Here is a 23,291-nt window from a genome sequence, read left to right on the forward strand (position 1 = left end):
TCACAGACTCATAAATGAAAAGGAAACGGCAACAACTATTGCGAAATCTTGCAGGTAAGTGTTTGCAGGGCGGGCTTTTGCCCGCTCAAGAGGGCAGACACAGCGAGCAGAAACCGTTCAGCCTGCACGATCTGCCTATTTCAGCCGGATGATCTTTGCACCAAGGTGACGAATGTAGTCGTCCTGGTTGGCGATCACCACCACGTTGGTTTCACGCACCTCGGTCTGCTTCAGTTCAAGCGGCGTCTTGCCGTCCGGATTGACGATCACCTTGCGTGTAGGCGGCAGGCCGCGGAACACCAGCACGCCGGCCTCCTTGGTGACGATGGCACCATAAGCCTCGTCATGGAGAATGCGGACCGTTCCGCTTTCCGCCTGAGCGGCGACACCTGCCGCCAGAGTGAACCCGGCAGCGGCGATCAGGGATTTCAGGACCAGTCTCATGGCACGTCTCGCTGTTAACGTTTCATTTACCATGAATCGTAACCGCTCGTTAACCATTGCGCCAGCCGCCTGGCGGTTTTGCGCTGTTGAAAGGCGAATTATGGTTAATGCCGGGAGAGGCCCCGGACCGGCACAGACCTCCGCAACGGCGCGTCATGCAGTTCATGCAGTTCAGGCAGTTCAGGCAGTTCAGGCAGTTCAGGCAGTTCAGGCAGTTCAGGCAGTTCCGAAGGATGTGCCCAGACCCAGTTCCCGGAAACACTCTTCGACATGCTGCGCAAACGCGTGGGTCGCCTTGCCGGCTTTCGCGCGTTCGCGCATGACGATGTGATAGTCGCCGATTTCCGGCAGCCCGTGACGCGCGTCCAGAACCTGCAAGGGCGGCTGGACGACGCTGGCGGGAAAGGGCGCAACCGCGAGGTCGGCCAGCAGCGCGGCTTCCTGACCGGCACTGTGAAAACTGGTGTAGGAAACCCTGTAGGGCTTCTGGACATCGTCCAGTGCAACGCGTGCCGCGCGCCGCCACGGGCAGCCTGGCGTCGACACGGCCAGCGGCAGCGGGTCGCGTTCATGGGCAATGCCGCCTTCCAGACCCACCCAGACCAGGGGTTCGGTGAAGACGATTTCGCCACCGCGCGAAAGTCCGGTTCCCGGACGCGCGGTGAACAGCACCAGATCCAGCTCTCCCTTCTTCGCCTTTTCGTCGAGCATCGGGCTGCCGTCCAGATGCACATCCACATTGACCCCCGGATGGGACCGCGCGAAACGCGACAGGATGTTGGGCAGAAGACGGGTGCCGAAGTCGGACGGCGCACCGAAACGCACCTCACCCTCCACCTCGGGTGACAGGAACAGAGACACCGCCTCTTCGTTCAGCATCAGGATGCGTCTTGCATACCCAAGCAGGGCTTCCCCCTCGGGCGTCATCCGCACGGACCGGCCTTCCCGGACGAAAACGGCAACTCCCAACATGGTTTCCAATTTCTTAACCTGCATCGACACCGCCGAAGGTGTCCGGCTCACGAGCTCGGAAGCCTTTGAAAAGCTGGACGTTTCCGAGATCACCACAAATGTGCGGTACAGCTCGAGATCGATCAGCGGCATTCCGGTACCGGGCAGTTTTTCCATGAAATGGCCTTACGGAAGGTGAGTTCAATTTTTTTGATCGAATAGATGAATACTATTCGTTTGATTGAAAGGCAAGATAGACACATATGGGTGGCAAGGGGCCTGATCGAACAGCAGTGGCCCGCCTGTCAACAAATCAGAAAACTCAGGATTGGAAACGCCATGACCTATCTTGCACAAGCGCTCGGCACAAACCTCATGGGGCTGGTGCACGGCAACAGTGCCGCGCATCTGGCCCGCATGGAAGAGGCTCTTCGTCTGCGCGAAGGCGTCAGAAAACAGGGTTCCGCCCGCTGATAGGCGGAGTTCCCGCGATCTAGGCCAGGACGGGATATCCCAGGCCTGCGGCCTCCCTCTCCATGGAGAGGAGGCCGGTATAGTCGCCGACGTCAAGTTTCGAGAAGCCGCGAATGCCCAGGCGTTCGCGGCTTTCTTGCGTCTCAGGCCCGGTCAGGACCGCGTCGATGGTGTCGGCGATCAGATCAGCTTCCCGGTCGGTAAAACGGAGCGAGGTGATCAGCGGCAAGCCCGGCACGGAGGCCGTCCGGCCAATCGGCCGGAGCCGCGCCGTCAGATCCGGCACCTCCCGGCAGGCAAGCCACCAGCAGATGGCGTCTATACAGGCGACGTCCGCTTCCTGAGCCGCCACCGCCCGCATCGATCCCAGATGACTGCCGCTTGCGACCACGTCCGAGAAAAACCTGTTCTCGTTCTCGCTCCCGCCCCCATCCCGTCCCCGGAGCCCGGCGACCGCATGCCGGAACGCATTCATGCCCGACTGGCTGTCTGCCCCGTTGTAGACGGCGCGCCGGCCGCGCAGGTCCTCAAGGCACCGGTGAGAACTTTCGGCGAAAACCACAAGCTGGCTGCAATAGGTGACCCCGTCACAGCCGGGCGCAGAATAATGCGGCGCCCCGAGCAATCGGACCCTGCCGGCAAGGGCATGAGTTAGCGGGTAGCCGCAGGTCTGGGTCAGCAGGAGATCCGGGTCAGTCCAGACCTCGACCAGCTCGGCGTTTTCCGGCCGCTCGCGAAATCCGGAAGGATCAAGATCCAGAACGGCGCAGAGCGCGCCTTGCAGCGCGCGCTCGAGCCGCAAGGTCTCCGCCTTGACTTCCGGCCAGTCATACATCGGCAGCCGGACCGGCAGGAACCTCCTGCCGGTCAAGACGCGGCCTTCGCCGCATCCCGGGGATCGCGGTCCTGCCTGTGCCGGATCGGATGGACCACCGGCTCCTTCACCTTGAAGAGGAAGTGTCTCGCCAGCTCGAAATAGGTGGCATAGACGTAGCCGCCATTGCGCTGCTGCCAGTCATCGCGCGCCGCGCGGTAGAGTGCCGGCAAGCGGTACCACGGCGTCCTCGGATAGGCGTGGTGGACCACATGAAGATTGTTGTTGAGGAACAGGAGCGAGAACAGCGGGCAGAACTCCACGATGATGGAACGCGCCTCGGCACGCTCGTGAGCACGGTGTTCGGCAAAGGTCCGCAGCATCAGCAGGCTCATGGCCGGATAGGAAACACCGGCCAGATAAAGCCACAGCGGCATCTCCGCGACAAGGGTGACGAACACCAGCACAGGCAAGGCGCCCGCAAGGTGATGCAGCCAGGCCCGCAGCACGGCCCGGTCACCGGCCAGGACCATCCGGATCTCGGCGCCCAGAAAGCCGACCATCGAAACGACGGGCCCGAGCAGCAGGCGCCCGAGCAGCACATTGTTGAGCGTCAGCACTGCCCGGATCGGCCGCGGCAGCTTCTGCCAGTCCGCCCAGGCGAGATAGAAGCTTTCCGGGTCGTCGTAAGGATCCGTCAGGCGGTCGTTGTTGTGGTGGCGCAGGTGCAGGGACTTGAAGCGGCGGTACGGGATCCAGAGACCGAACGAACAATAGACCAGCGCCTCGTTCATGGCCGGCGAACGGGTCGGATGGCCGTGAAGCACCTCGTGCTGCAGGGAAGATTGCAGCGTGACCGCCAGGGCGGCCAGGGGACAGACAATCCACCCTCCCAACTCCGTATAAAAGCCAATCACCAGAATCCAGGTGGCCGACGTGGCCAGGACAAGAGCCAGCGTCGGCCATTCGCAAGCATTTGCGCGTGGCACATATTTCTCCAAATATTTGAAAACACGGCGAAAACCGAATGGTGTCGCGACTATGGGCGTCCTGCCGGCAGAGCGCAAAGGGAACCTTGGGAACAAATTCCACAAATGATACCAAGTTCATCCATTTGACTAATTTCCTAAACAGATGATGCTTTTCGCCCCCAAATATGGCCTTTGATCAAACGGCGATGACCGGAACACGACATCGACTGGCGTTTTTGGTTCTGGACAAACCCGACCTTGTCTCCTGTTCTGGGACCCTTGTGAACAAGGACAGTCTCCATGCCCCTGCCGACCGAGCCCGACCGCCCCTACGACGCCATCATCATCGGCGCCGGGATCATCGGTTGCGCCATTGCCCTGTCGATGACACGCAAGGGCTACCGGACCCTCAACATCGACGCGCTGCCCGCCGCGGGCTACGGCTCGACATCTTCATCCGCGGCCGTGATCCGGACCTATTACTCCACCCTGGACGGCACCGCGATGGCTCTGGAGGGCTATCACGACTGGTCCGACTGGCGCTCTTGCCTGGAGGCTTCGGCGGAAGAGGAAGACGGACTGGCGCGTTTCATCGAGACCGGCACCCTGGTCATGAAAACCCCGGCGGACAATCACCAGAAACAGGTCCTTGAACATGCCGACACCCTGAAAATCCCCTACAGGCACTGGACCGCCGACGACATCCGGAATGCCTTGCCGGGCTATGATCTGACCTGCTTCGCCCCCGCCAGAACCATGGACGACGATGCCTTCGGCACGCCGACGGGCGGCGCACTTCAGGGCGGCGTGTTTTTCCCCCTTGGCGGCTATGTCGACGACCCGCAGCTTGCAGCGCGCAACCTGAAGGACGCCGCAGCCCGGCGCGGCGCGGATTTCCGCTTCAACACCAGGGTTGTGAGCATCCCGGTCACGGCCAACCGCGTCACCGGTGTGGTCTGCGAGAGTGGCGAGACGATCAGGGCCGGCATCGTGATCAACGTCGGCGGACCTCATTCGGGTAGGATCAATGCCCTGGTGGAGGGCGCTCCCGGCATCAGGATCGGGCACCGGCCCCTGCGCCAGGAAGTGGTCCAGATCAGGCCGCCCGAAAGTCTCGGGTACTCGCGCCAGGGCCTGATCGTCTCGGACAACGACATCGGCTGCTACGTCAAGCCCGGCAGCGGCGGCCAGCTCATGATCGGCAGCCAGAACCCGCCCTGCGATCCCCACCTGGAAATGGACCCCGACGACTTTTCCAGGGACCTGACCGACCGCGCCCTGACCTATGCCTACCGGTTTTCGCAGCGCCTGCCCGGCCTCGGCGTGTCCCAGCATCCCGTCGGCATCGCCGATCTCTATGACGCCACCGACGACTGGCTGCCGATCTACGATCGCAGCGACATCGACGGCTATTACCTGGCCATCGGCACCAGCGGCAACCAGTTCAAAAACGCACCGGTCGCGGGCCGCCTGATGGCCGATCTGATTACCCGGTGCGAAGACGGTGGCGACCACGACCGGGATCCGCTGCAATTCCGGCTGCGCCATGTGGACCACACGCTCGACACCGCCACATTCTCCAGAAAACGGGAGCTGACCAGGCAGAGTTCATTCTCCGTGCTGGGGTGAGCCCCGGCCCGATTGCCTCTTGGTCGAATCGCACAAATCGGGGTAAGCAACCGGGGAACGTCCCAAAGGAGCTTTTCCGTGGCCTGGTCCCCTCAACAAGACGACGCCCTGAAGGAAACCGCCGCCTGGCTCAAGCGCGGCGACCGGCAAGTGTTTCGTCTGTTCGGCTATGCCGGAACGGGCAAGACCACACTCGCGCGTCATCTGGCTGAAGGCATCGACGGCGACGTCTGTTTTGGTGCCTTCACGGGCAAGGCCGCCCATGTCCTGCGCCAGAAGGGCTGCGCCGACGCCGGCACGATCCATTCGCTGATCTACCGTCCACGCTCCGCCAAGGAAGAGGAAGACCGCGGCGACGACGAAGAGGACACCGGTCCCCAGTTCGCCATCAAGCGCGACAGCGCGGCGGCGACCGCCAGCCTCATCGTGATCGACGAATGCTCCATGGTCGACGAGGATCTGGGCAAGGACCTTCTGTCCTTCGGAACGCCTGTGCTGGTGCTGGGCGACCCGGCACAGCTGCCCCCGGTCAAGGGCGGCGGCTATTTCACCGAAGCCGAACCGGACGTGATGCTGACGGAAGTTCACCGTCAGGCCCAGGACAACCCGATCGTGCGCATGTCCATGACCATCCGCGACGGTGGCCAGCTGGATTATGGCACCTTCGGCGAAAGCAAGGTCATTCAGCGCAGGGACATCGACAAGGACCAGATCCTGGCCGCCGACCAGGTTCTGGTCGGCACCAACAAGACACGGCGCCTGTACAACGGCCGCATCCGCGAACTGAAGGAATTCGCGACCCCGATGCCCGCCGTCGGCGACAAGCTGGTCTGCCTCAGGAACGACAAGACCAAGGGGCTCCTGAACGGCGGCCTGTGGACGGTCAAGCGCCTGCGCCCGCCGCGCGGCAACACGCTCCGGTTCGACATCGTTTCCGAGGACGAATTGTCACGAACCGCCGTCAAGGTGAAGGTGTTGCCGTCGATGTTCGAGGACGGTGCCGAAAGCATCCCCTATGCCATTCGCCGCAAGGCGGACGAGTTCGACTACGGCTACGCGCTGACGGTGCACAAGGCCCAGGGCTCGCAATGGGACAGCGTCGTGCTGTTTGACGAGAGCTGGGCCTTCCGCGAACACAAGAGCCGCTGGCTTTACACGGCCGTGACCCGGGCAGCGGAACAGATCATTGTCGTAAGATAGGCTTGGCCTGTGCCTGGGTCTCTTCCGGCAGCACGGCGTTACAGGTCGGAATGACCCCGAGGCAGGTATCGATGAAGGCTTTCATGTCCGGTTCGCTGATACCGCTGCGCCCCAGAATGGCGATTGCCGAAAACTGCCCGTCCAGAAAGATTGCCAGCCGATCGATCTCGGCATCGGCCGGCACGTCCCCCGCCGCAACAGCCTTGAGCAGACGTGTGCGGATCGCTTCCAGACGCGACTCGACCAATCCCTGCACCACTTCCTTGTGACGCTCCGAGCCATACCGGCTGTCGATCACGGTATTGACCAGAAAGCACCCCGTCGGCGTGGTCTCGTCCAGCGTCAGATCGGCGACCGCTCCGAAGAACGCCCTGAGATCATCGACCACATGCCCGCCGCCCGGTCCAAGCTTTTCGAAGATCGGGCCGCCATAGGCGTGGAAATAATGCATCAGGGCCTTTTCGAACAAGGCTTCCTTGTCACCGAAAGCCGCATAGAGACCCGGCTTGGCCATGCCGGACGCCTCGGAAAGATCCGTCATCGACGTTGCGGCATATCCGTTCTGCCAGAACGCGATCATCACGTCATGGAGTGCATCACTCGGGTCGATTTTTCTGGGTCGTCCCCGTGCCATGCGTCGTGTCTCCTGTCAGCAAACCGTTTGAACAACGGCGCGCTGTCGAATGGATGCCTTGGGTCCGGGTGTCAGAAACCAAGTGAAATCGTGAAGTTGGAACTCAACAATAACGACGTTTTCGCGACTGTGAACACATTTTTCGTTGCAGTGCGTACAAGATTCCGGAAAATTCAACCATAGGAGGCAAAATTCCTTCCGGGAAGCCGCGGCATCGATACGGGAACATGTTTGCACCCGGTTCACGCAGGTCACCCAATGCGGCCGAGCGGCCTGAAAAGCTGCGAAATTTGTCAGTGGACGGGACCCGCGCTTGCCTTTCCCGTCTCCTTGAGGAGGCGTATCTTCTGCGGTCCGGATTTCAAACCTGAAAGCATCTGCGTCCATGGACATCGTCACAGCATCCGAACCCAAGCGATCCGTTTCCCCCGATGAGACCGCCTTGCGCATCGCGCAGCGGATCGCCGATGAAATCGGCTGCAAGAGTGGACAGGTCAATGCCACCGTCCAGCTGATCGACGAAGGCGCGACCGTGCCGTTCATCGCACGCTACCGCAAGGAGGCGACCGGAGGCCTCGACGACACCCAGTTGCGCAAGCTGGAAGAACGGCTGATCTATCTGCGTGAACTGGAAGACCGGCGCGTCGCCATCGCCAAGTCCATCGATGAACAGGGCAAGCTGACCGACGCACTGAAGCAGGCCATTCAGGCGGCGGAAACCAAGTCCCAGCTCGAGGACATCTATCTTCCCTACAAGAAGAAGCGCCGCACCAAGGCCCAGATCGCCCGCGAGGCGGGACTGGAACCCCTGGCTGACCTGTTGCTGTCGGATCCGTCCAGGGACCCGGAAGCCGAAGCTGCCGCTTTTTTCAACGAAACCGCCGGTATTGCCGACACCAAGGCCGCGCTGGACGGCGCGCGCCAGATCCTGATGGAGCGCTTTGCGGAAAATGCCGGACTGGTCGGACGCCTGCGCAGGCATATCGAAGAGCGCGGCATCGTCCAGTCGAAGCTGATCGACGGCATGGCCGACAAGGGCGCCAAGTTCGCCGACTATTTCGACTATTCGGAAAAATGGTCGAAGATCCCGAGCCACCGGGCACTGGCCCTGTTCCGCGGCCGCAATGAAGGCATACTTTCCGTCGATCTGACCGTCGACGCCGACGACGTCTCTCCGGTTCTGCCCGCCGTCAGGATGGTCGCCGACACCTATGCCATCGCCGATCGGGGCCGCCCCGCCGACAAGTGGCTGATGGAGGTCGCGCGCTTCGCCTGGAAAGTAAAGCTGGCCCTGCATCTGGAACTCGACCTGATGGGCGTGCTGCGCGACAAGGCCGAGGAAGAGGCGATCCAGGTGTTCGCGCGCAACCTGAAGGATCTGCTTCTGGCCGCCCCGGCCGGCGCCACCTCGACGCTCGGCCTCGATCCGGGCATCCGCACCGGCGTCAAGGTGGCCGTGGTCGATGACACGGGCCGTCTGGTCGACACCACCACCATCTATCCGTTCCAGCCGCGCAACGATATCTCCGGCTCCCGCGCGGTGCTTCAGGCGCTCATCGCCAAACACAAGATCGGCCTGATCGCCATCGGCAACGGCACCGCCAGCCGGGAGACCGACAAGCTGACCACCGATGTGCTGGCCGACATTCCCGCGGCGCAAAGGCCGGTCAAGGTGATCGTCAACGAGGCCGGCGCATCGGTCTATTCCGCCTCCGAGCTCGCGTCTGCCGAAATGCCGGATGTCGATGTCTCCCTGCGCGGCGCGGCGTCGATCGCCCGTCGCCTGCAGGACCCGCTCGCCGAACTCGTCAAGATCGAGCCGAAATCAATCGGCGTCGGCCAGTACCAGCACGACGTCAACCAGACCCGGCTTGCCCGCGCCCTCGACGCGGTTGTCGAGGATGCGGTGAACGCCGTCGGCGTCGATCTCAACACCGCCTCCCCGGCTCTGCTGTCGCGCATTTCCGGCCTGTCGGACAGCCTTGCCCGAGCCGTCGTGGAACACCGCGAAGAGATTGGCCGTTTCGACAGCCGGTCCCAGCTCAAGAAGGTGCCGCGTCTCGGCGCCAAGGCCTTTGAACTCTGCGCCGGCTTCCTGCGCATCAATGACGGCAAGGAACCGCTCGACGCTTCTTCCGTGCATCCGGAAGCCTATCCACTGGCCAAGCGCATCGTGAAGGCCTGTGGCCGCGATGTGCGCCAGATCATGGGCGATGCGTCTCTGCTGAGTGGCCTCGATCCGGTGGAGTTCACGGACGAGAAATTCGGCCTGCCGACGGTGAAGGACATCCTCTCGGAGCTTGAAAAGCCCGGCCGCGATCCGCGTCCGGAATTCAAGACCGCGGCCCTGCAGGACGGCGTCGAGGAAATCGCGGACCTGAAACCGGGCATGAAGCTGGAAGGCACGGTCACCAATGTCACCAACTTCGGCGCCTTCGTCGATGTCGGCGTTCATCAGGACGGTCTGGTGCACGTCTCCCAGCTCGCCGACCGCTTCGTCGACGACCCGCACAAGGTCGTCAAGGCCGGCGACATCGTCAAGGTGACCATTCTGGACGTCGACGTGCCGCGCAAGCGCATTTCCATGACCATGAAGTCCCAGGCCGATTACCAGGAGCAGCGCGAACGCACCCCGCAGAACCGGGGCGGTCCGGGAGGACGAGGTGACGGCGGACGCGGTCCGGGCGGAAAAAGCCCCGGCGGCAATGCTCCCCGTGGCGGCCCCGGCGGCGGGAAAGGTAGCCCGCCGAAAGCTTCCGGCAGCGACGGCGGCAACAATGCCATGGCTGCGGCCCTGGCGGCGGCGATGAACAAGAAGAAGTAGTCTGGTGCAACTCCCCTTGCACTTCCGTCTCCGGCACGGCAGTCACCCCACCCCACCCCCTCCCCACCCCCAACCCACAAGGGGGAGTGGGGGTGCGCGCTGAACCGCCTTGGCAATTTCACAAATTGAACGCCGCTGAAAATCAATGTGGTGACGAAGGTTCCCGGCCAAATCCCCCTCCCCCCTGTGGGGAGGGGTTAGGGGTGGGGGCAAGTCTCGGGAAACCCTTCCGTTAGAACCTGTTCGCCGCGAACGGCGCCGGATCGACCGCCGGTGTCTTGCCCTCGATCATGTCGGCGATCATCTCGCCGGTGATCGCAGACTGGGTCAGTCCGTGGTGAGCATGGCCGAAGGCATAGAAGATGCGGTCGTGGCGGCTGGCCCGGGAGATCACCGGCAGGCTGTCGGGAAGGGATGGACGGAACCCCATCCAGCGCTTGCCGCCCGCCGTATCGAGATTCGGGAAAAACAACCGCGCTTTCGCGGTCATGGCCTCGACGCGGTTCCAGTTCGGCGGCAGATCGAGACCGCCGAACTCCACCGCGCCGCCGACGCGCAGACCTGTCGACAGCGGGGTCATCACGAAACCGTGGCCGGGCAGCATGATCATGCGCTTCACCAAAACACCCGGTTCCGGCACGGTGATGTTGTAGCCGCGTTCGGTATCGAGCGGGATCTTGTCACCCAGCCGGGACGCAAGGGTTTTCGACCAGGCGCCGCAGGCAATGACAACCCGCTCCGACGCGATCCGGCCGCCGTCCTTCAGCACCAGATCGCACCCTGCCGCGTTCGGCTGAAGGCCAGCCACCTCGCCGACCGCGAAAGCCACGCCCTGGCCGCGCAGCCAGTCCGCGAGTGCAAGGCAAAGCTGCTTCGGCTCGTCGACCTGCATCCAGCCCGGCACCAGCGCGCCCCCGACGACCCGTTCGGACAGATCCGGCTCCAGTGCCCGCAAGGCCCCCGCATCAAGTTCCTCGACCTCGATCCCGTAGAGACGCTGTTCCGCCCAGCGGCCCCGCGCCCTTTCAAGGCTCGACAACGCATCGAAAAGCTGCAGGCAGCCGTCCCTGCGGACCTGGTTGTGGGTGCCGGACACGCGCCACAATCGCTCCCACGCGGGCACCACCGCGCTGTTCAGGTCCACCAGCGCCTCGGTGCTGCGGGCCACGCGCCGCGGGTTCGAGGCGGCCATGAACCGCAGCATCCAGGGAAGAATTTTCAGCGCATAGGCGGGCCGCACCGTCAGGGGTCCGAGCGGATCGGCAAGCCATTTGAGTGCCTGCTTCCACAGTCCCGGCGAGGCCATGGGCGCCACGTCCGTCCAGGCGATCGCCGCCGCATTGCCCTGGCTGGCACCGGCCGCCGGCCCTTCCCGGTCGATGATCGTGACCTCGTAGCCGCGCTGCACCAGGCTTGCCGCTGTTGCCAGTCCGACAATCCCGGCGCCGACCACATGGACCTTTGCCTTGCTCATGAACTTTGATGCCCGCCCCTGCCTGAAATCGAAATCCGGGTCAGCGTCCTTCCCCGGCCGGGGAGTTTTTGGTCAAGTGGGGCGTGGTGTCAATCGCATCCGATACGCAAAGCGAAGCAATGGCCCGGGAAGCAGGGAAAATACCGCGTCATCAATTCAGGTACCCGAATGGAACCAATCGAGAGGCTGAACACTGCCCGCGCAATGTTCAGCCTGGACCGGTGCGTCAGCGCCGCCTATGCGGCCGCCGGAAAATGAGAGCGCGTCCTGTTGGCAAAGGCCACGAGGGACAGCATCACCGGCACTTCCACCAGCACGCCCACGACCGTTGCCAGCGCCGCGCCTGAATTCAGCCCGAACAGGCTGATGGCGACCGCAACCGCGAGCTCGAAGAAGTTCGAGGTTCCGATGAGCGCAGCCGGAGCAGCGGTATTGAACGGCACACGCCAGAAATACCCCCAGGCATACGCAATGAAGAAGATGCCATAGCTCTGGATCAGCAGCGGCACCGCGATCAGCACGATGACCATCGGTTTTTCGAGGATCGTCTGCGCCTGAAATCCGAACAGCAGAACGACCGTCGCCAGCAGGCCGATCACGGAAAACGGTTTGATCTTCGCCGTGAACTCGGCAATGCGCGCGTCATTGCCCGTTCCATCCAGCGCCTTGCGTGTGAAGTACCCGGCGATAAGCGGAATGATCACATAAAGAACCACCGACAGAAGCAGGGTCTGCCACGGAACAACGATGTCGGTCACACCAAGCAGCAGTGCCGCGATCGGCGCGAAGGCGAACACCATGATGATGTCGTTGATCGAGACCTGCACCAGCGTGTAATTGGCATCGCCGCGGACCAGCTGGCTCCAGACGAACACCATGGCCGTACAGGGCGCGACGCCGAGCAGGATCATGCCCGCGATATATTCCTTCGCGGTCTGCGGATCGACGAGGCCGGCAAAGACATGCTCGAAAAACAGGATCCCGAGCGCCGCCATCGTGAACGGCTTGATCAGCCAGTTGACGACGATGGTGATGCACAGGCCTTTCGGCTTCTTGCCGACGTCCTTCAGGGACGCAAAGTCCACGTTCACCATCATGGGATAGATCATGACCCAGATGAGGACGGCGACGACGAGGTTGACGCTGGCATATTCGATCGACGCGATCGTCTGGAAAATTTCCGGAAAGACAGCGCCGAGACCGACGCCGGCGGCAATGCACAGGGCAACCCAGAGCGACAGATATCGCTCGAAGAGGCCCATGGGTGAGGAGGTTTCCTGGCTCATAACAACTCTTTCTCAATACGGCTTTCAAGCAGGCTATAGGCTTCGTCAAAGGCAGCCCTGATGTCGCTCTCGGCTCCCCTGGCGTTTGCCGGATCGGGTATGCTCCAGTGAAGCACGGCGGGATGTCCCGGCCAGACGGGGCAGGCCTCTCCTGCGGCGCTGTCGCAAACGGTGATGATCTGATCCATTTCGGCTGCGCCCGCCCCTGCGAATTCTTCCCAGCTCTTGGAACGGAAACCGCCGGTGGGGAGCCCCTTGCGCTCAAGACAGTCCAGAGCGTAGGGATTGACCGTGCCTGTCGGTGTCGAACCGGCCGAGAATGTCTCGAAACGGCCTTGCCCCGCGTGGCGCAGGATTGCCTCGCCCAGGATCGAACGGGCGGAGTTCGCCGTGCAGACGAACAGGACACTACGTTTTTTCACAAGCGCACCATGTCGGAAATTCAGCGCCCCTTGGCATCGTCATCCGACACCGGGTTCGCCATGTTGACGAAAGGAGCACAGAGCTCCGGATTGCCGCCGCAGCAGTCCTGCAGCAGGTAGGTCACCAGAACTTCCATGGTCTCCAGGTTCGCCCGGTAACAGATCGAGCGACCGTCCCGTTCGGCGCGCACAAGACCGGAGCGGGACAGGGCACCCAGGTGGGTCGACAGGGTGTTCGGTCGTACCTCGAGCGCATCGGAGATCGCGCCCGCGGACATGCCCTCCTGTCCGGCCTTCACCAGCAGGCGAAAGACGTCGAGGCGTGTTTCCTGGCCGAGCGCCGCCAATGCGTTCAGGGCATCTTCTTTTTTCATAATTCGAGAATACCCGAAATATCGAACAAATCAATCCTCTACCGCCGGTTTTCGCAAGGCGCTGTTCTTTTGTCCGCTCGCCCACGGCCTTTACGGTTGAATGCGGTGATCATCTGAAAAAAGGCTCCCGGAAATCTCCGGGAGCCTGCTTGAAGCCGAGAAACGATGAACCTGTCCGGCGACGACAGCCCCGTTCACGCCGCCTTGGTGGCCAGGCGTTTCCGGATGCTGTCCACGTCCGCCTTCGGTGTCGCCGCGAACAGGGTCCTGGTGTACGCGTGCTGAGGGGTCTCGAAGACCTCCTCCCGCGTGCCGTATTCCACCACCTCACCGAAATACATCACCATGACCTTGTCGGCGATGTAACGGACCACGGACAGATCGTGGGAGATGAACACGTAGGTCAGGCCCATCTCTTCCTGCAGGTCGGCCAGCAGGTTGAGGATCTGTGCCTGCACCGACAGATCGAGCGCGGAGACAGGTTCGTCGAGCACCAGCAGCTTCGGTTTCATCATGATCGCGCGCGCAATCGCGATGCGCTGGCGCTGGCCGCCGGAGAACATGTGCGGATAGCGGCCGTAATGCTCCGGCTGCAAGCCGACCTTCTGCAGCATTTCCAGCGCAAGGTCACGCCGCTCCGCCGACGGCGTGTCGGTGTTCAGGAGCAGCGGCTCTTCCAGCACGTGGCCGATCTTCTGGCGCGGGTTGAGCGAACCGTAGGGGTTCTGGAACACGATCTGCACCTTCTGGCGCATTTCCCTGGAGATCCCGGTCCGGGAAATGTCGATCGGCAGGCCGTCGATCTCGATGGTCCCCGACGTCTGTGCGTCGATCATGGTCAGCATGCGCGCAAGTGTGGACTTGCCGCAGCCGCTCTCACCGACAACCGCCAGTGTGCTGCCGCGCGCCACATCGAGATTGACGCCCTTGACGGCCGTCAGCGTGGTCGGCTTCCTGAACAGGCCGCCCTTGATGTCATAGGTCCGGTAGAGATCGCGGACCTTGAGAATAACGTCGTCGGACATGTCTCAGAACCCTCCCGCTTCGGCAAAGTCGCTCACGGTCGGCAACCGGTCGCCGGTGGCATTTTCCGGCAATGCCGAAAGCAATGCCCTGGTGTAGGGGTTCTGTGGGTTCTCGAAGAGAGACAGCACGTCGGCTTCCTCCATCTTGCGGCCCTGGTACTGAACGATCACCCGGTCGGCGGTTTCAGCCACGACGCCCATGTCATGTGTGATCATGATGAGGCCCATGCCGCTGTCCTGCTGCAACGTGACCAGAAGATCCAGGATCTGTTTCTGGATGGTCACATCGAGCGCGGTCGTCGGCTCGTCGGCGATCAGCAGCTTCGGCGAACAGGCAATCGCCATGGCGATCATCACCCGCTGGCACTGGCCGCCCGACATCTGGTGCGGGAAGGCATTGTACCGGCTCGCCGGGTCGGGAATGCCGACCGAGGTCATCAGTTCGATCACCCGCTCCTTGATCTGCCGTCCCTTCAGCTGCGTGTGCGCCTTAAGGGTTTCACCGAGCTGGAAACCGATGGTGAAACATGGATTGAGGCTCGCGATCGGCTCCTGGAAAATCATCGAGATATCCTTGCCGATCACCTTCCGGCGTTCCCTGGCCGACAGGGTCCTGAGGTCGAGCCCTTCGAAGTCCATCTTGTCCGCGGTGATCGTCGCGGTGCCCGGCAACAGCCCCATGGCCGCCAGCATGGCGACGGACTTGCCCGATCCGCTCTCGCCCACGATCGCCAGAACTTCACCGGCATCGACCGTGTAGTCGACACCGTCCAGTGCCTTGAACGATCCCCTGGCCGTGTCGAACTCGACTTTCAGGTTCCTGATTTCAAGAAGCGGCATTGCCTCAGCTCCTCTTCAGTTTCGGATCGAGCGCATCGCGCAGGCCGTCGCCGACCAGATTGATGGCAATAACGGTGATCAGGATGGCAAGACCCGGGAAGGTAACGACCCACCAGGCGCGCAGGATGAACTCGCGTGCTTCGGCCAGCATGGTGCCCCATTCGGGCGTGGGCGGCTGTGCGCCCATGCCCAGAAAGCCGAGAGCCGCCGCATCCAGGATGGCGTTGGAAAACGACAGGGTCCCCTGAACGATCAGCGGCGCAAGGCAGTTCGGCAGGATGGTCTTGAACATCAGCCGCACGTGCCCGGCACCCGCGACCTTCGCCGCGACCACATAGTCGCGGGAGCGCTCCGACAGCACGGCGGCGCGGGTCAGGCGCACGAAATGCGGTTGCAGGACAAGGGCGATCGCGATCATCGCATTGGTCAGCCCCGGGCCCAGGATCGCCACCAGCACCAGCGCGAGCAACAGCGAGGGAAACGCAAGGATGATATCCATCACCCGCATGATGAAGGTATCCACTGCCCCGCGCACGTAGCCCGCGATCAGCCCGAGCACGATGCCGCCGACCAGCGCGATGGTGACGACGACCACACCGATGAACAGCGAGAACCGGGCGCCGAAAATCAGGCGGGAGAGCATGTCGCGGCCGACCGCGTCGGTTCCCAGAAGGAACGCGGACTTGCCGCCGTCTTCCCAGACCGGCGGCACAAGGAAGCTGTCGCGATACTGGACGTCGGGATCATGCGGGGCGATCAGGGGCGCGAACACCGCCATCAGCACCAGCAGGGTGAACACAACAAGACCGACCACGGCGCCCTTGTTCTGCGAGAAATAGTACCAGAACTCGGTCATCCGCGCCTTGACGGCATTGCGGCTTTCTTCTTCGAGTTTGGCAGTGTCGGCCTTGGCGGCCGGGGAGGTATTCGTCATGTCTGGTCCCTCGGCTCAATTATAGCGGATACGCGGATTGATCAGGCCGTAAAGAATATCCACGATCAGATTGACCAGCATGACGATCCCGGCAATCAGCAGGAGACCGCCCTGCACGACGAAATAGTCCCGTCGCGAAATGCTGTCGAGCATCCACTTGCCGATGCCGGGCCAGGAGAAGATCGTCTCGGTCAGGATGGCGCCGCCCAGAAGAACTCCAACCTGAAGACCGATTGTCGTCACCACGGGGATCAGCGCATTTCTGAGTGCGTGCAATCCGATCACTGACTTTGGAGTGAGGCCCTTGGCACGGGCCGTCCGCACGTAATCTTCGCCCAGAACCTCAAGCATTGCAGACCGGGTCTGGCGTGCGATCACGGCCAGCGGGATGGTCGCCAGCACGATCGAGGGCAGGATCAGGTGACGGACCGCGGACAGGAACGCGCCCTTTTCCCCCGACAGCAGGCTGTCGATCAGCATGAAGCCGGTCACCGAGGGAAAGAAATACATCAGCGAGATGCGGCCCGAGACCGGGGTCCATTGCAGGATGCCGGAAAACAGGATGATCAGCAGCAGGCCCCACCAGAAGATCGGCATCGAATAGCCGATCAGCGCGGTGCCCATGATCGCCTGATCGGCGACCGAGCCGCGCTTCACGGCCGCGAAGATACCGGCGGGAATACCGATGCAGACCGCAAGAATGATGGCACAAAGTGCCAGTTCGGCGGTCGCCGGGAACAGCGTCATGAATTCGTCGAGAACGGGCTTCTTCGAGGCAAAGGAGGTGCCGAGATCGCCCTGAAAGACGCCGAGAACATAGTCGAAATACTGTTGCCACAGCGGCTTGTCGAAGCCCATCTGCGCCATGAGTTCGGCTTTGCGCTCATCGGAGATTCCGCGCTCGCCCGCCAGAAGGTCGAGCGGATCACCTGGCAGCAATCGAATGAAGGAGAAGGCGACCAGGGTGACACCGATGAATGTCGGTATCAGCAGGCCCAGACGACCTAGAAGAAAGCGCAGCATGTCAGGTTCCAGATACGAAGAACCGGCGGATACCGTCATGAGCCATGAGGCATCCCCCGGTCAGAATGACTGAAGGCGCTGGCATCGCTGCCAGCGCCTCCCTGAGATCAGGCGGATTTACTCCGCAACGTCGACGCCGTCAAACCAGTGGCCGCCGAGCGGATCCATGACGTAACCGGTGACCTTGGAGGACATCGGCATGAAGACGACGGAGTGCGCGATGGTTGCCCACGGAGCCTGGTCCTTGAACACGACCTGTGCCTCTTCGTAGAGCTTGGTGCGCTCCGCCTTGTCGGTCACGGTCTTGGCCTTCTGGATCAGTGCTTCGAACTCGTCGTTGCACCACTGGGCACGGTTGGAACCGCCGACACCGTCACAGCCGAGCAGAACGGCCAGGAAGTTGTCGGGGTCGCCGTTGTCGCCGGTCCAGCCGAGCAGGACGGCACCGTCGCGGTCGACATCCTTGGAACGGGACAGGTATTCACCCCATTCGTAGGAGACGATCTCCACGTTCACACCGACCTTCGCGAAGTCGGCCTGAATGACTTCCGCCATACGCCGTGCGTTCGGGTTGTACGGACGCTGCACCGGCATCGCCCAGACTTTCATGGACAGGTCTTCGACACCGGCGGCTGCCAGCATTTCCTTGGCCAGCTCCGGGTTGTAGTCGTCGTCCTCGATCGCATCGTTGTAGGACCACATGGTCGGCGGAATCGGATTCTTCGCCGCCTGGCCGGAGCCCTGGAACACGGCGTCGAGGATCGCCTGCTTGTTGATCGCGTGGTTCAGTGCCTTGCGGACATCCGCCTTGTCGAACGGAGCCACCTTGGTGTTGTAGGCGAGGTAACCGACATTCAGGCCCTGCTGTTCCATCAGGGTCAGATTGCTGTCGGCCTGGATATCGGCAACATCAGCCGGCGCCGGATACGGCATGACATGACATTCGCCGGCCTTCAGCTTCTGCAGGCGGACGGCGGCATCCGGGGTGATGGCGAAGATCAGGTTGTCGATCTTTTGCTGGCCGTTCCAGTAGTCCGGATGCGCCTTGTAGCGGATCACGGCATCCTTCTGGTAACCGACGAAGGAGAACGGGCCGGTGCCGACCGGCTCCTGGTTCAGCTGTTCCTTGGTACCGGCTGCTTCGAGCTGGGCCGCATACTCGGCCGACAGAACGGAAGCGAAGTCCATCGCCAGGTTGGCGATCATCGGCGCTTCCGGACGGTTCAGAACGAACTTCACGGTGTAATCGTCAACCTTGACGATTTCCTTGATCAGGTCCGGCATGGACATGCCGTTGAAGTATTCCCAGGCGGTGCCCGGCGTATACTCGTGCCAGGGGCTGTCTTTCTTCAGCTGACGCTCGAAGGAAAAGATCACGTCGTCGGCGTTGAAATCACGGGTCGGCGTGAAGAATTCCGTTGTGTGGAACTTGACGCCCTTGCGCAGCGTGAAGGTGTATTCCTGACCGTCCTCGGAAACTTCCCAGCTTTCGGCGAGGCCCGGCAGCACTTCGGTCGTGCCGCGCTTGAACTCGACAAGCCGGTTGTAGAGCGGCTTGGAAGAAGCATCGAACGTGGTCCCGGCGGTGTAGAGAGCGGTATCGAAGCCTTCAGGCGATCCTTCCGAGCAATAAACCAGGTTTTTTGCGGAAGCACCGGTTGCCGCGATCACGGCGAGACTGGCACCAAGAAGGGTTGCCTTCAAGGTTTTTTGGAAATTCATCAAACTGTTCTCCCCTTGATGAAGTGCGAGGGCCTTGCATCATTGAACGTGCAAAGGAGTTAAGCCCAAGCCAGCGCAAACTAAGGCGTTTTTTTGGCAGAAAATCAACCGCCAGCATATTTCTAATTTATGTCGTTTTTTGAAATTTTTTTGCTAGGTAAGAGTTGCTGCCGTAATTTTTTAACACCGCAGGCGCTTTGGAATGGAAACTGATACTGCCACGGAACTGATTTTGGGGATTTATGTAACCAGTTGAAAACAAAAAGCTCTCTCTTGCGAGAGAGCTTCTGGTCGGCGTCAGTCCTGCGTTGATCGCGTTCTTCTTACCGCGTCCTGCCAACCGGTCAGCAACCGGGACCGATCACTTTCCTGTAAGTGCGGTTCGAACCGTTTCTCCAGCTTCCATTCCGCTGAAAAGGCCTCGGGACCCGGCCAGATTCCGGCCTTGAACCCGGCCAGCCACGCAGCCCCGAGCGCGGTTGTCTCGGCAACTGTCGGACGGTCGACCGGCGCCCCCAGAATGTCGGCCAGAAACTGCATGGTCCAGTCGGACGCGGTCATGCCGCCATCGACCCTGAGCACCGGACGCCCGGCGTCCGGCCAGTCGGCATGCATCGCCTCGATCAGGTCGCTGGTCTGGTAGCCGACACTTTGCAGCACGGCCCGGGCAATCTCCTTCGGACCGGTGTTGCGGGTCAGGCCGAACAGGGCGCCACGGGCGTCCGCGTCCCAGTAGGGGGCACCGAGCCCGACAAAGGCCGGCACCAGATAGACTTCCTGATTCGGATCCGCCTGCTCGGCGAGAGACTGCGTGTCGCCTGCATTCTCGATGAGGCCGAGGCCGTCGCGCAGCCATTGCACCGCCGCCCCGGCGATGAAGATCGACCCTTCCAGGGCGTAGGTTGTCTCGCCGTTCAGCCGGTAGGCGATCGTGGTCAGCATCCGGTTGCGGGACCTGACCGGCGTCTTGCCGGTGTTCATCAGGGCAAAGCAGCCCGTGCCATAGGTGGACTTGACCATGCCCGGCTTGAAACAGGCCTGGCCCACCGTCGCCGCCTGCTGGTCACCCGCCACACCCGTGATCGGGATCGCCCGGCCGAACAGCTCGGGGTCGGTCTCGCCGAATTCATCGGCGCTGTCCTTGACCTCCGGCAGCAGGCTCAACGGAATGTTCAGATGAGCGCACAGCGCCGCGTCCCAGGCGTTGTCGTGGATGTTGTAGATCAGCGTTCGAGCCGCATTGGTGGCATCCGTCGCATGGACCCGGCCGCCCGTGAGCTGCCAGATCAACCAGGTGTCGACCGTGCCGAAGACCAGCTCGCCCCGTTCGGCGCGCGCGCGCACCCCATCGACATTGTCGAGGATCCAGGCGATCTTCGTTCCGGAAAAATAAGGATCCAGCAGCAGGCCGGTGCTGGCGCTGAAGGCCTCTTCAAGACCGTCTGCCCGCAGCGCCGCGCAGAAATCCGAGGTTCGCCTGTCCTGCCAGACAATGGCGTTATAGACCGGCTCGCCCGTGGACCGGTCCCAGATCAGCGTGGTTTCGCGCTGGTTTGTTATGCCGATCGCCACCACATCCGCGCCACCGTCCGGAGCCTTTTCCAACGCTTCCCGGCAGACCCTGAGCGTGCTGGTCCAGATATCGGCGGGCACATGTTCCACCCATCCCGATTTCGGAAAATGCTGCTGGAATTCCTGCTGCCCCGCGCTGAGGGGTTGAAAATCGCCGCCGAACACAATGGCCCGGCTTGACGTTGTGCCCTGGTCAATCGCCAACACGCTTCCGGCCATGGCCGCACCTCCCGTTATTCTTGTTCAATCCGAGGAAACCACCGATGATGCCCGGCGGGTTTCGCACAAGCTCATGTGCGCCGGTTTGAGAAAACTATGCCGCAGCGCCGGCCTGCCCGGCAAGGCAGCCGGCCATGAAAGTGTCCAGCTCCCCGGCGTCCTCCCGGCTGAGCCGCAGGCCCAGCTTGGTGCGCCGCCACAAGACATCCTCCGCCGTCCGCGCCCATTCACGTTTCATCAGCCACCTGACTTCGCGTTCGAAAAGAGTGTGCCCGAACTGGCGTCCGAGGTCCGAAAGCTTTTGCGCGTCACCGAGCAGATTCCGCGCGTCCGTTCCATAGTGGCGGATCAGCCGGGTTGCGAAGGCAGTGTCAAGGAACGGATAGTCCGTTTCAAGCCGCGCGACCTCCGCATCGACCGCGTCCACCTTGAAATCGCCTCCCGGCAGGGGCGCAGCGGCCGTCCACACACCGCGCTTGAACGGCAGGAACGGTTCCAGCTTTTCCAGAACCTGCTCGGCCAGCTTGCGGTAGGTTGTGATCTTGCCGCCGAAAACCGACAGGACCACCGGCGTGTCTTCGCCGCCATCCAGTTCCAGCACATAATCCCGGGTCGCGGCCTTCGCGTCCTCCGCCCCGTCGTCATAGAGCGGCCGCACCCCCGAATAGGTGTGCACCACGTCGGTGGGCGTGACAGGAGTTTCCAGGTACTCGCTGGCGGCCCTGCACAGGTAGTCGATTTCGTCCTGCGAAATCTCCACTTTGCCCAGGTCGTCCTGATAATCGACGTCGGTCGTGCCGATCAGGGTGAAGTCGGTCTCGTAGGGAATGGCGAAAACGATCCGGCCGTCGCCGTTCTGGAAGATGAAACAGCGGTCGTGCTCGAACCGGCGCGGCACGATGATGTGGCTGCCCTTGACCAGGCGCACCCGCGAACTGCTGTTGGAGCCGACCACACCGTTGAGCATGTCGGCGACCCACGGGCCGGCGGCATTCACGACCACATTTGCCGTGACCGTCTTTTCCTCGCCGCTCGCCAGATCCTTCAGCACGGCCCGCCACACCCCGCCGTCCCGGCGCGCCGAAATGCATCTGGTCCGGGTGCGGATATCCGCGCCGCGGTCCGCGGCATCGCGGGCATTCAGTACGACGAGCCGGGCATCGTCCACCCAGCAGTCGGAATACTCGAACCCCTTGCGAAACAGCTTCTTCAGCCCTTGCGAAAACGGCGGCTGGTCGAGCCGGACGGTCTTCGTTGCGGGCAACAGCTTGCGTCCGCCCAGATGGTCATAGAGGAACAGGCCCATGCGCAGCAGCCAGGCCGGACGCAGGTCCTTGTGATGCGGCAGGATAAACCGCAGCGGCCAGGCGATATGCGGTGCGTTGCGCCAGAGCACTTCGCGCTCTTTCAACGCCTTGCGGACCAGGTTGAACTCGTAATATTCCAGATACCGCAGGCCGCCGTGAATGAGCTTGGTCGAAGCAGAGGACGTGGCGCCTGCCAGGTCGCCCATCTCCACAAGCAGCACCGACGCCCCGCGCCCGACCGCATCCCGGGCGATGCCCGTTCCGTTGATGCCCCCACCGATGACCAGAAGATCGTAATCAGCCGCCATGATCCGGACTCCGGCTAAATGAAATTGCGCGTTTCGACATGAAGTGAAAATAAAACGAAACTTACCGAAATTCAATCAGCATTGTGCGGAGAGGTCCGGAAACATGCGAGACCAACGCCCCGCAGCCCGGAGGCAAGCGGGAGAGACACTGCGGACAGGACATGACGCCGCTCGCGAATGAGCCGTGCGGGGTACGATCCGTGTTCAAATCCCTTCGTCCCCTTCCGGGGCGGACCAATGAGCGGAGCGGAGACACGGGCCGTGCCGGTCCTGGCGATTCAAGTCGTGAAAACGGACTGCCGCACCCGTCAGGTCGACGGTGAGACGCGGACCCGGGCGACCGCCCTTGCAGCACGCGTCATCCGTCGCGCCCGGGTTCGTCCGGATTGCAGGAGAACAATGCGATCTTGTTGCCTTGAGGGTCGCGAAGATAGCCGACATAAAAACGGGGCCCATACGAATCCCGAAAACCCGGCCGCCCCTCGTCAGAGCCACCTGCGGCAAGCGCAGCGGCGTGAAGATCCCGAACCTGCTGTTGACTGCGCGCCTCGAAAGCGGTCATGGCACCGTTGCCGGCCGAGGCCGGGCGCCCGTCGAAGGGAGGTTTGACGTAGAAATCCGGCAGAGCGGATGACTGCCCCGGTTGAACGGGCAGCGCGTAGCTGAGACCCTCCGGTCCCTCCTCCAGTTCGTAACCAAGGGCTGGCAGAAACGCTGAGTAAAACCGTTTCGCACGAGCGATGTCATCAGCACCGACGGTGACATAGGCAATCATGCCGCGCGATCCTTCTGGCAGTTTCGAGTCGTCAGGTGAATTGATTGCACCTTTGCGGGCAGGCGCGCA

At 62.2% G+C, this 23,291-nt stretch carries 20 protein-coding genes and 1 pseudogene; 4 read left to right on the forward strand and 17 right to left on the reverse strand.

Annotated features, from left to right (window positions below; translation table 11 throughout):
- Window positions 1-135: 135 nt before the first annotated feature.
- Window positions 136-444 (reverse strand): hypothetical protein, encoded by a 309-nt coding sequence (locus tag WNZ15_RS10545; RefSeq protein ID WP_342892931.1) that lies wholly within the window; start codon window positions 442-444, stop codon window positions 136-138.
- A 216-nt stretch (window positions 445-660) separates the two neighbouring features.
- Window positions 661-1,572, reverse strand: a complete 912-nt coding sequence (locus WNZ15_RS10550; RefSeq protein WP_342892932.1) for a LysR substrate-binding domain-containing protein — start codon at window positions 1,570-1,572, stop codon at window positions 661-663.
- Window positions 1,573-1,734: 162 nt separating this feature from the next.
- Here WNZ15_RS10550 and WNZ15_RS10555 point away from each other — a divergent pair, with 162 nt between their 5' ends.
- Window positions 1,735-1,869: a hypothetical protein gene (locus WNZ15_RS10555; protein WP_342892933.1), complete on the forward strand. Its 135-nt coding sequence runs from the start codon at window positions 1,735-1,737 to the stop codon at window positions 1,867-1,869.
- Window positions 1,870-1,888: 19 nt separating this feature from the next.
- On the opposite strand, the gene WNZ15_RS10560 is transcribed toward WNZ15_RS10555, so the two are convergent.
- Both WNZ15_RS10560 and WNZ15_RS10565 read right to left on the reverse strand, forming a co-directional pair.
- Window positions 1,889-2,740, reverse strand: a complete 852-nt coding sequence (locus WNZ15_RS10560) for a PhnD/SsuA/transferrin family substrate-binding protein (protein ID WP_342892934.1) — start codon at window positions 2,738-2,740, stop codon at window positions 1,889-1,891.
- A complete protein-coding gene (locus WNZ15_RS10565; protein WP_342892935.1) occupies window positions 2,737-3,672 on the reverse strand; it encodes a fatty acid desaturase in 936 nt (311 codons plus the stop codon). The genes WNZ15_RS10560 and WNZ15_RS10565 overlap by 4 nt, the downstream gene beginning before the upstream one ends.
- A gap of 282 nt (window positions 3,673-3,954) precedes the next feature.
- Between WNZ15_RS10565 and WNZ15_RS10570 the strand changes: the two genes are divergently transcribed.
- Window positions 3,955-5,283 (forward strand): FAD-dependent oxidoreductase, encoded by a 1,329-nt coding sequence (locus WNZ15_RS10570; RefSeq protein WP_342892936.1) that lies wholly within the window; start codon window positions 3,955-3,957, stop codon window positions 5,281-5,283.
- Between the two features lie 78 nt (window positions 5,284-5,361).
- On the forward strand, window positions 5,362-6,483 hold the full coding sequence (locus WNZ15_RS10575; protein WP_342892937.1) for an AAA family ATPase: 1,122 nt from the start codon (window positions 5,362-5,364) through the stop codon (window positions 6,481-6,483).
- Here WNZ15_RS10575 and WNZ15_RS10580 read toward each other — a convergent pair.
- Window positions 6,467-7,117 (reverse strand): TetR/AcrR family transcriptional regulator, encoded by a 651-nt coding sequence (locus WNZ15_RS10580; protein ID WP_342892938.1) that lies wholly within the window; start codon window positions 7,115-7,117, stop codon window positions 6,467-6,469. The genes WNZ15_RS10575 and WNZ15_RS10580 overlap by 17 nt on opposite strands.
- A 385-nt stretch (window positions 7,118-7,502) precedes the next feature.
- Here WNZ15_RS10580 and WNZ15_RS10585 point away from each other — a divergent pair, with 385 nt between their 5' ends.
- Entirely contained in the window at window positions 7,503-9,941 is a 2,439-nt protein-coding gene (locus WNZ15_RS10585) for a Tex family protein (protein WP_342892939.1), read from the forward strand.
- Between the two features lie 232 nt (window positions 9,942-10,173).
- On the opposite strand, the gene WNZ15_RS10590 is transcribed toward WNZ15_RS10585, so the two are convergent.
- The 12 genes and pseudogenes from WNZ15_RS10590 to WNZ15_RS10645 all read right to left on the reverse strand — a co-directional run bounded on the left by WNZ15_RS10590 (window position 10,174) and on the right by WNZ15_RS10645 (window position 23,222).
- The gene (locus WNZ15_RS10590; protein ID WP_342892940.1) at window positions 10,174-11,415 is read right to left on the reverse strand and encodes an FAD-dependent oxidoreductase; all 1,242 of its coding nucleotides are present in this window, start codon (window positions 11,413-11,415) and stop codon (window positions 10,174-10,176) included.
- A 236-nt stretch (window positions 11,416-11,651) separates the two neighbouring features.
- Window positions 11,652-12,701: an ACR3 family arsenite efflux transporter gene (gene arsB, locus WNZ15_RS10595; RefSeq protein ID WP_342892941.1), complete on the reverse strand. Its 1,050-nt coding sequence runs from the start codon at window positions 12,699-12,701 to the stop codon at window positions 11,652-11,654.
- Window positions 12,702-12,715: 14 nt separating this feature from the next.
- Window positions 12,716-13,123: pseudogene (locus WNZ15_RS10600) on the reverse strand (arsenate reductase ArsC); the annotation flags it as partial.
- A 20-nt stretch (window positions 13,124-13,143) separates the two neighbouring features.
- Complete coding sequence (locus WNZ15_RS10605; protein WP_342892942.1) at window positions 13,144-13,497, reverse strand: metalloregulator ArsR/SmtB family transcription factor; 354 nt, start codon at window positions 13,495-13,497, stop codon at window positions 13,144-13,146.
- A gap of 194 nt (window positions 13,498-13,691) precedes the next feature.
- Window positions 13,692-14,522: a dipeptide ABC transporter ATP-binding protein gene (locus tag WNZ15_RS10610; protein ID WP_342892943.1), complete on the reverse strand. Its 831-nt coding sequence runs from the start codon at window positions 14,520-14,522 to the stop codon at window positions 13,692-13,694.
- A 3-nt stretch (window positions 14,523-14,525) separates the two neighbouring features.
- Window positions 14,526-15,362 carry an ABC transporter ATP-binding protein gene (locus WNZ15_RS10615; RefSeq protein ID WP_342892944.1) on the reverse strand — a complete coding sequence of 279 codons (837 nt, stop codon included), beginning with the start codon at window positions 15,360-15,362 and terminating at the stop codon, window positions 14,526-14,528.
- A 4-nt stretch (window positions 15,363-15,366) separates the two neighbouring features.
- Complete coding sequence (locus tag WNZ15_RS10620; protein ID WP_342893198.1) at window positions 15,367-16,218, reverse strand: ABC transporter permease subunit; 852 nt, start codon at window positions 16,216-16,218, stop codon at window positions 15,367-15,369.
- 93 nt (window positions 16,219-16,311) lie between these two features.
- Window positions 16,312-17,319, reverse strand: coding sequence for an ABC transporter permease subunit (locus tag WNZ15_RS10625; RefSeq protein WP_342892945.1), 1,008 nt, complete (start codon window positions 17,317-17,319; stop codon window positions 16,312-16,314).
- A gap of 117 nt (window positions 17,320-17,436) precedes the next feature.
- Entirely contained in the window at window positions 17,437-19,041 is a 1,605-nt protein-coding gene (locus WNZ15_RS10630) for an ABC transporter substrate-binding protein (RefSeq protein ID WP_342892946.1), read from the reverse strand.
- A 297-nt stretch (window positions 19,042-19,338) separates the two neighbouring features.
- A complete protein-coding gene (gene glpK, locus WNZ15_RS10635; protein WP_342892947.1) occupies window positions 19,339-20,832 on the reverse strand; it encodes a glycerol kinase GlpK in 1,494 nt (497 codons plus the stop codon).
- Window positions 20,833-20,926: 94 nt separating this feature from the next.
- Window positions 20,927-22,447, reverse strand: a complete 1,521-nt coding sequence (gene glpD / locus WNZ15_RS10640; protein ID WP_342892948.1) for a glycerol-3-phosphate dehydrogenase — start codon at window positions 22,445-22,447, stop codon at window positions 20,927-20,929.
- A gap of 358 nt (window positions 22,448-22,805) precedes the next feature.
- Window positions 22,806-23,222 (reverse strand): VOC family protein, encoded by a 417-nt coding sequence (locus WNZ15_RS10645; protein ID WP_342892949.1) that lies wholly within the window; start codon window positions 23,220-23,222, stop codon window positions 22,806-22,808.
- Between the last annotated feature and the right edge of the window lie 69 nt (window positions 23,223-23,291).

It is taken from the genome of Roseibium sp. AS2, assembly GCF_038900065.1.
Lineage (GTDB): Bacteria > Pseudomonadota > Alphaproteobacteria > Rhizobiales > Stappiaceae > Roseibium.

Excerpts from the sequence above, each read along its gene's own strand:
- WNZ15_RS10545 (WP_342892931.1), bottom strand. The coding sequence starts at position 444 with ATGAGACTGGTCCTGAAATCCCTGATCGCCGCTGCCGGGTTCACTCTG.
- WNZ15_RS10550 (WP_342892932.1), bottom strand. The coding sequence starts at position 1,572 with ATGGAAAAACTGCCCGGTACCGGAATGCCGCTGATCGATCTCGAGCTG.
- WNZ15_RS10555 (WP_342892933.1), top strand. The coding sequence starts at position 1,735 with ATGACCTATCTTGCACAAGCGCTCGGCACAAACCTCATGGGGCTGGTG.
- WNZ15_RS10570 (WP_342892936.1), top strand. The coding sequence starts at position 3,955 with ATGCCCCTGCCGACCGAGCCCGACCGCCCCTACGACGCCATCATCATC.
- WNZ15_RS10580 (WP_342892938.1), bottom strand. The coding sequence starts at position 7,117 with ATGGCACGGGGACGACCCAGAAAAATCGACCCGAGTGATGCACTCCAT.
- WNZ15_RS10585 (WP_342892939.1), top strand. The coding sequence starts at position 7,503 with ATGGACATCGTCACAGCATCCGAACCCAAGCGATCCGTTTCCCCCGAT.
- WNZ15_RS10590 (WP_342892940.1), bottom strand. The coding sequence starts at position 11,415 with ATGAGCAAGGCAAAGGTCCATGTGGTCGGCGCCGGGATTGTCGGACTG.
- arsB (WP_342892941.1), bottom strand. The coding sequence starts at position 12,701 with ATGAGCCAGGAAACCTCCTCACCCATGGGCCTCTTCGAGCGATATCTG.
- WNZ15_RS10605 (WP_342892942.1), bottom strand. The coding sequence starts at position 13,497 with ATGAAAAAAGAAGATGCCCTGAACGCATTGGCGGCGCTCGGCCAGGAA.
- WNZ15_RS10610 (WP_342892943.1), bottom strand. The coding sequence starts at position 14,522 with ATGTCCGACGACGTTATTCTCAAGGTCCGCGATCTCTACCGGACCTAT.
- WNZ15_RS10615 (WP_342892944.1), bottom strand. The coding sequence starts at position 15,362 with ATGCCGCTTCTTGAAATCAGGAACCTGAAAGTCGAGTTCGACACGGCC.
- WNZ15_RS10620 (WP_342893198.1), bottom strand. The coding sequence starts at position 16,218 with ATGACCGAGTTCTGGTACTATTTCTCGCAGAACAAGGGCGCCGTGGTC.
- WNZ15_RS10625 (WP_342892945.1), bottom strand. The coding sequence starts at position 17,319 with ATGCTGCGCTTTCTTCTAGGTCGTCTGGGCCTGCTGATACCGACATTC.
- WNZ15_RS10630 (WP_342892946.1), bottom strand. The coding sequence starts at position 19,041 with ATGAATTTCCAAAAAACCTTGAAGGCAACCCTTCTTGGTGCCAGTCTC.
- glpK (WP_342892947.1), bottom strand. The coding sequence starts at position 20,832 with ATGGCCGGAAGCGTGTTGGCGATTGACCAGGGCACAACGTCAAGCCGG.
- glpD (WP_342892948.1), bottom strand. The coding sequence starts at position 22,447 with ATGGCGGCTGATTACGATCTTCTGGTCATCGGTGGGGGCATCAACGGA.
- WNZ15_RS10645 (WP_342892949.1), bottom strand. The coding sequence starts at position 23,222 with ATGATTGCCTATGTCACCGTCGGTGCTGATGACATCGCTCGTGCGAAA.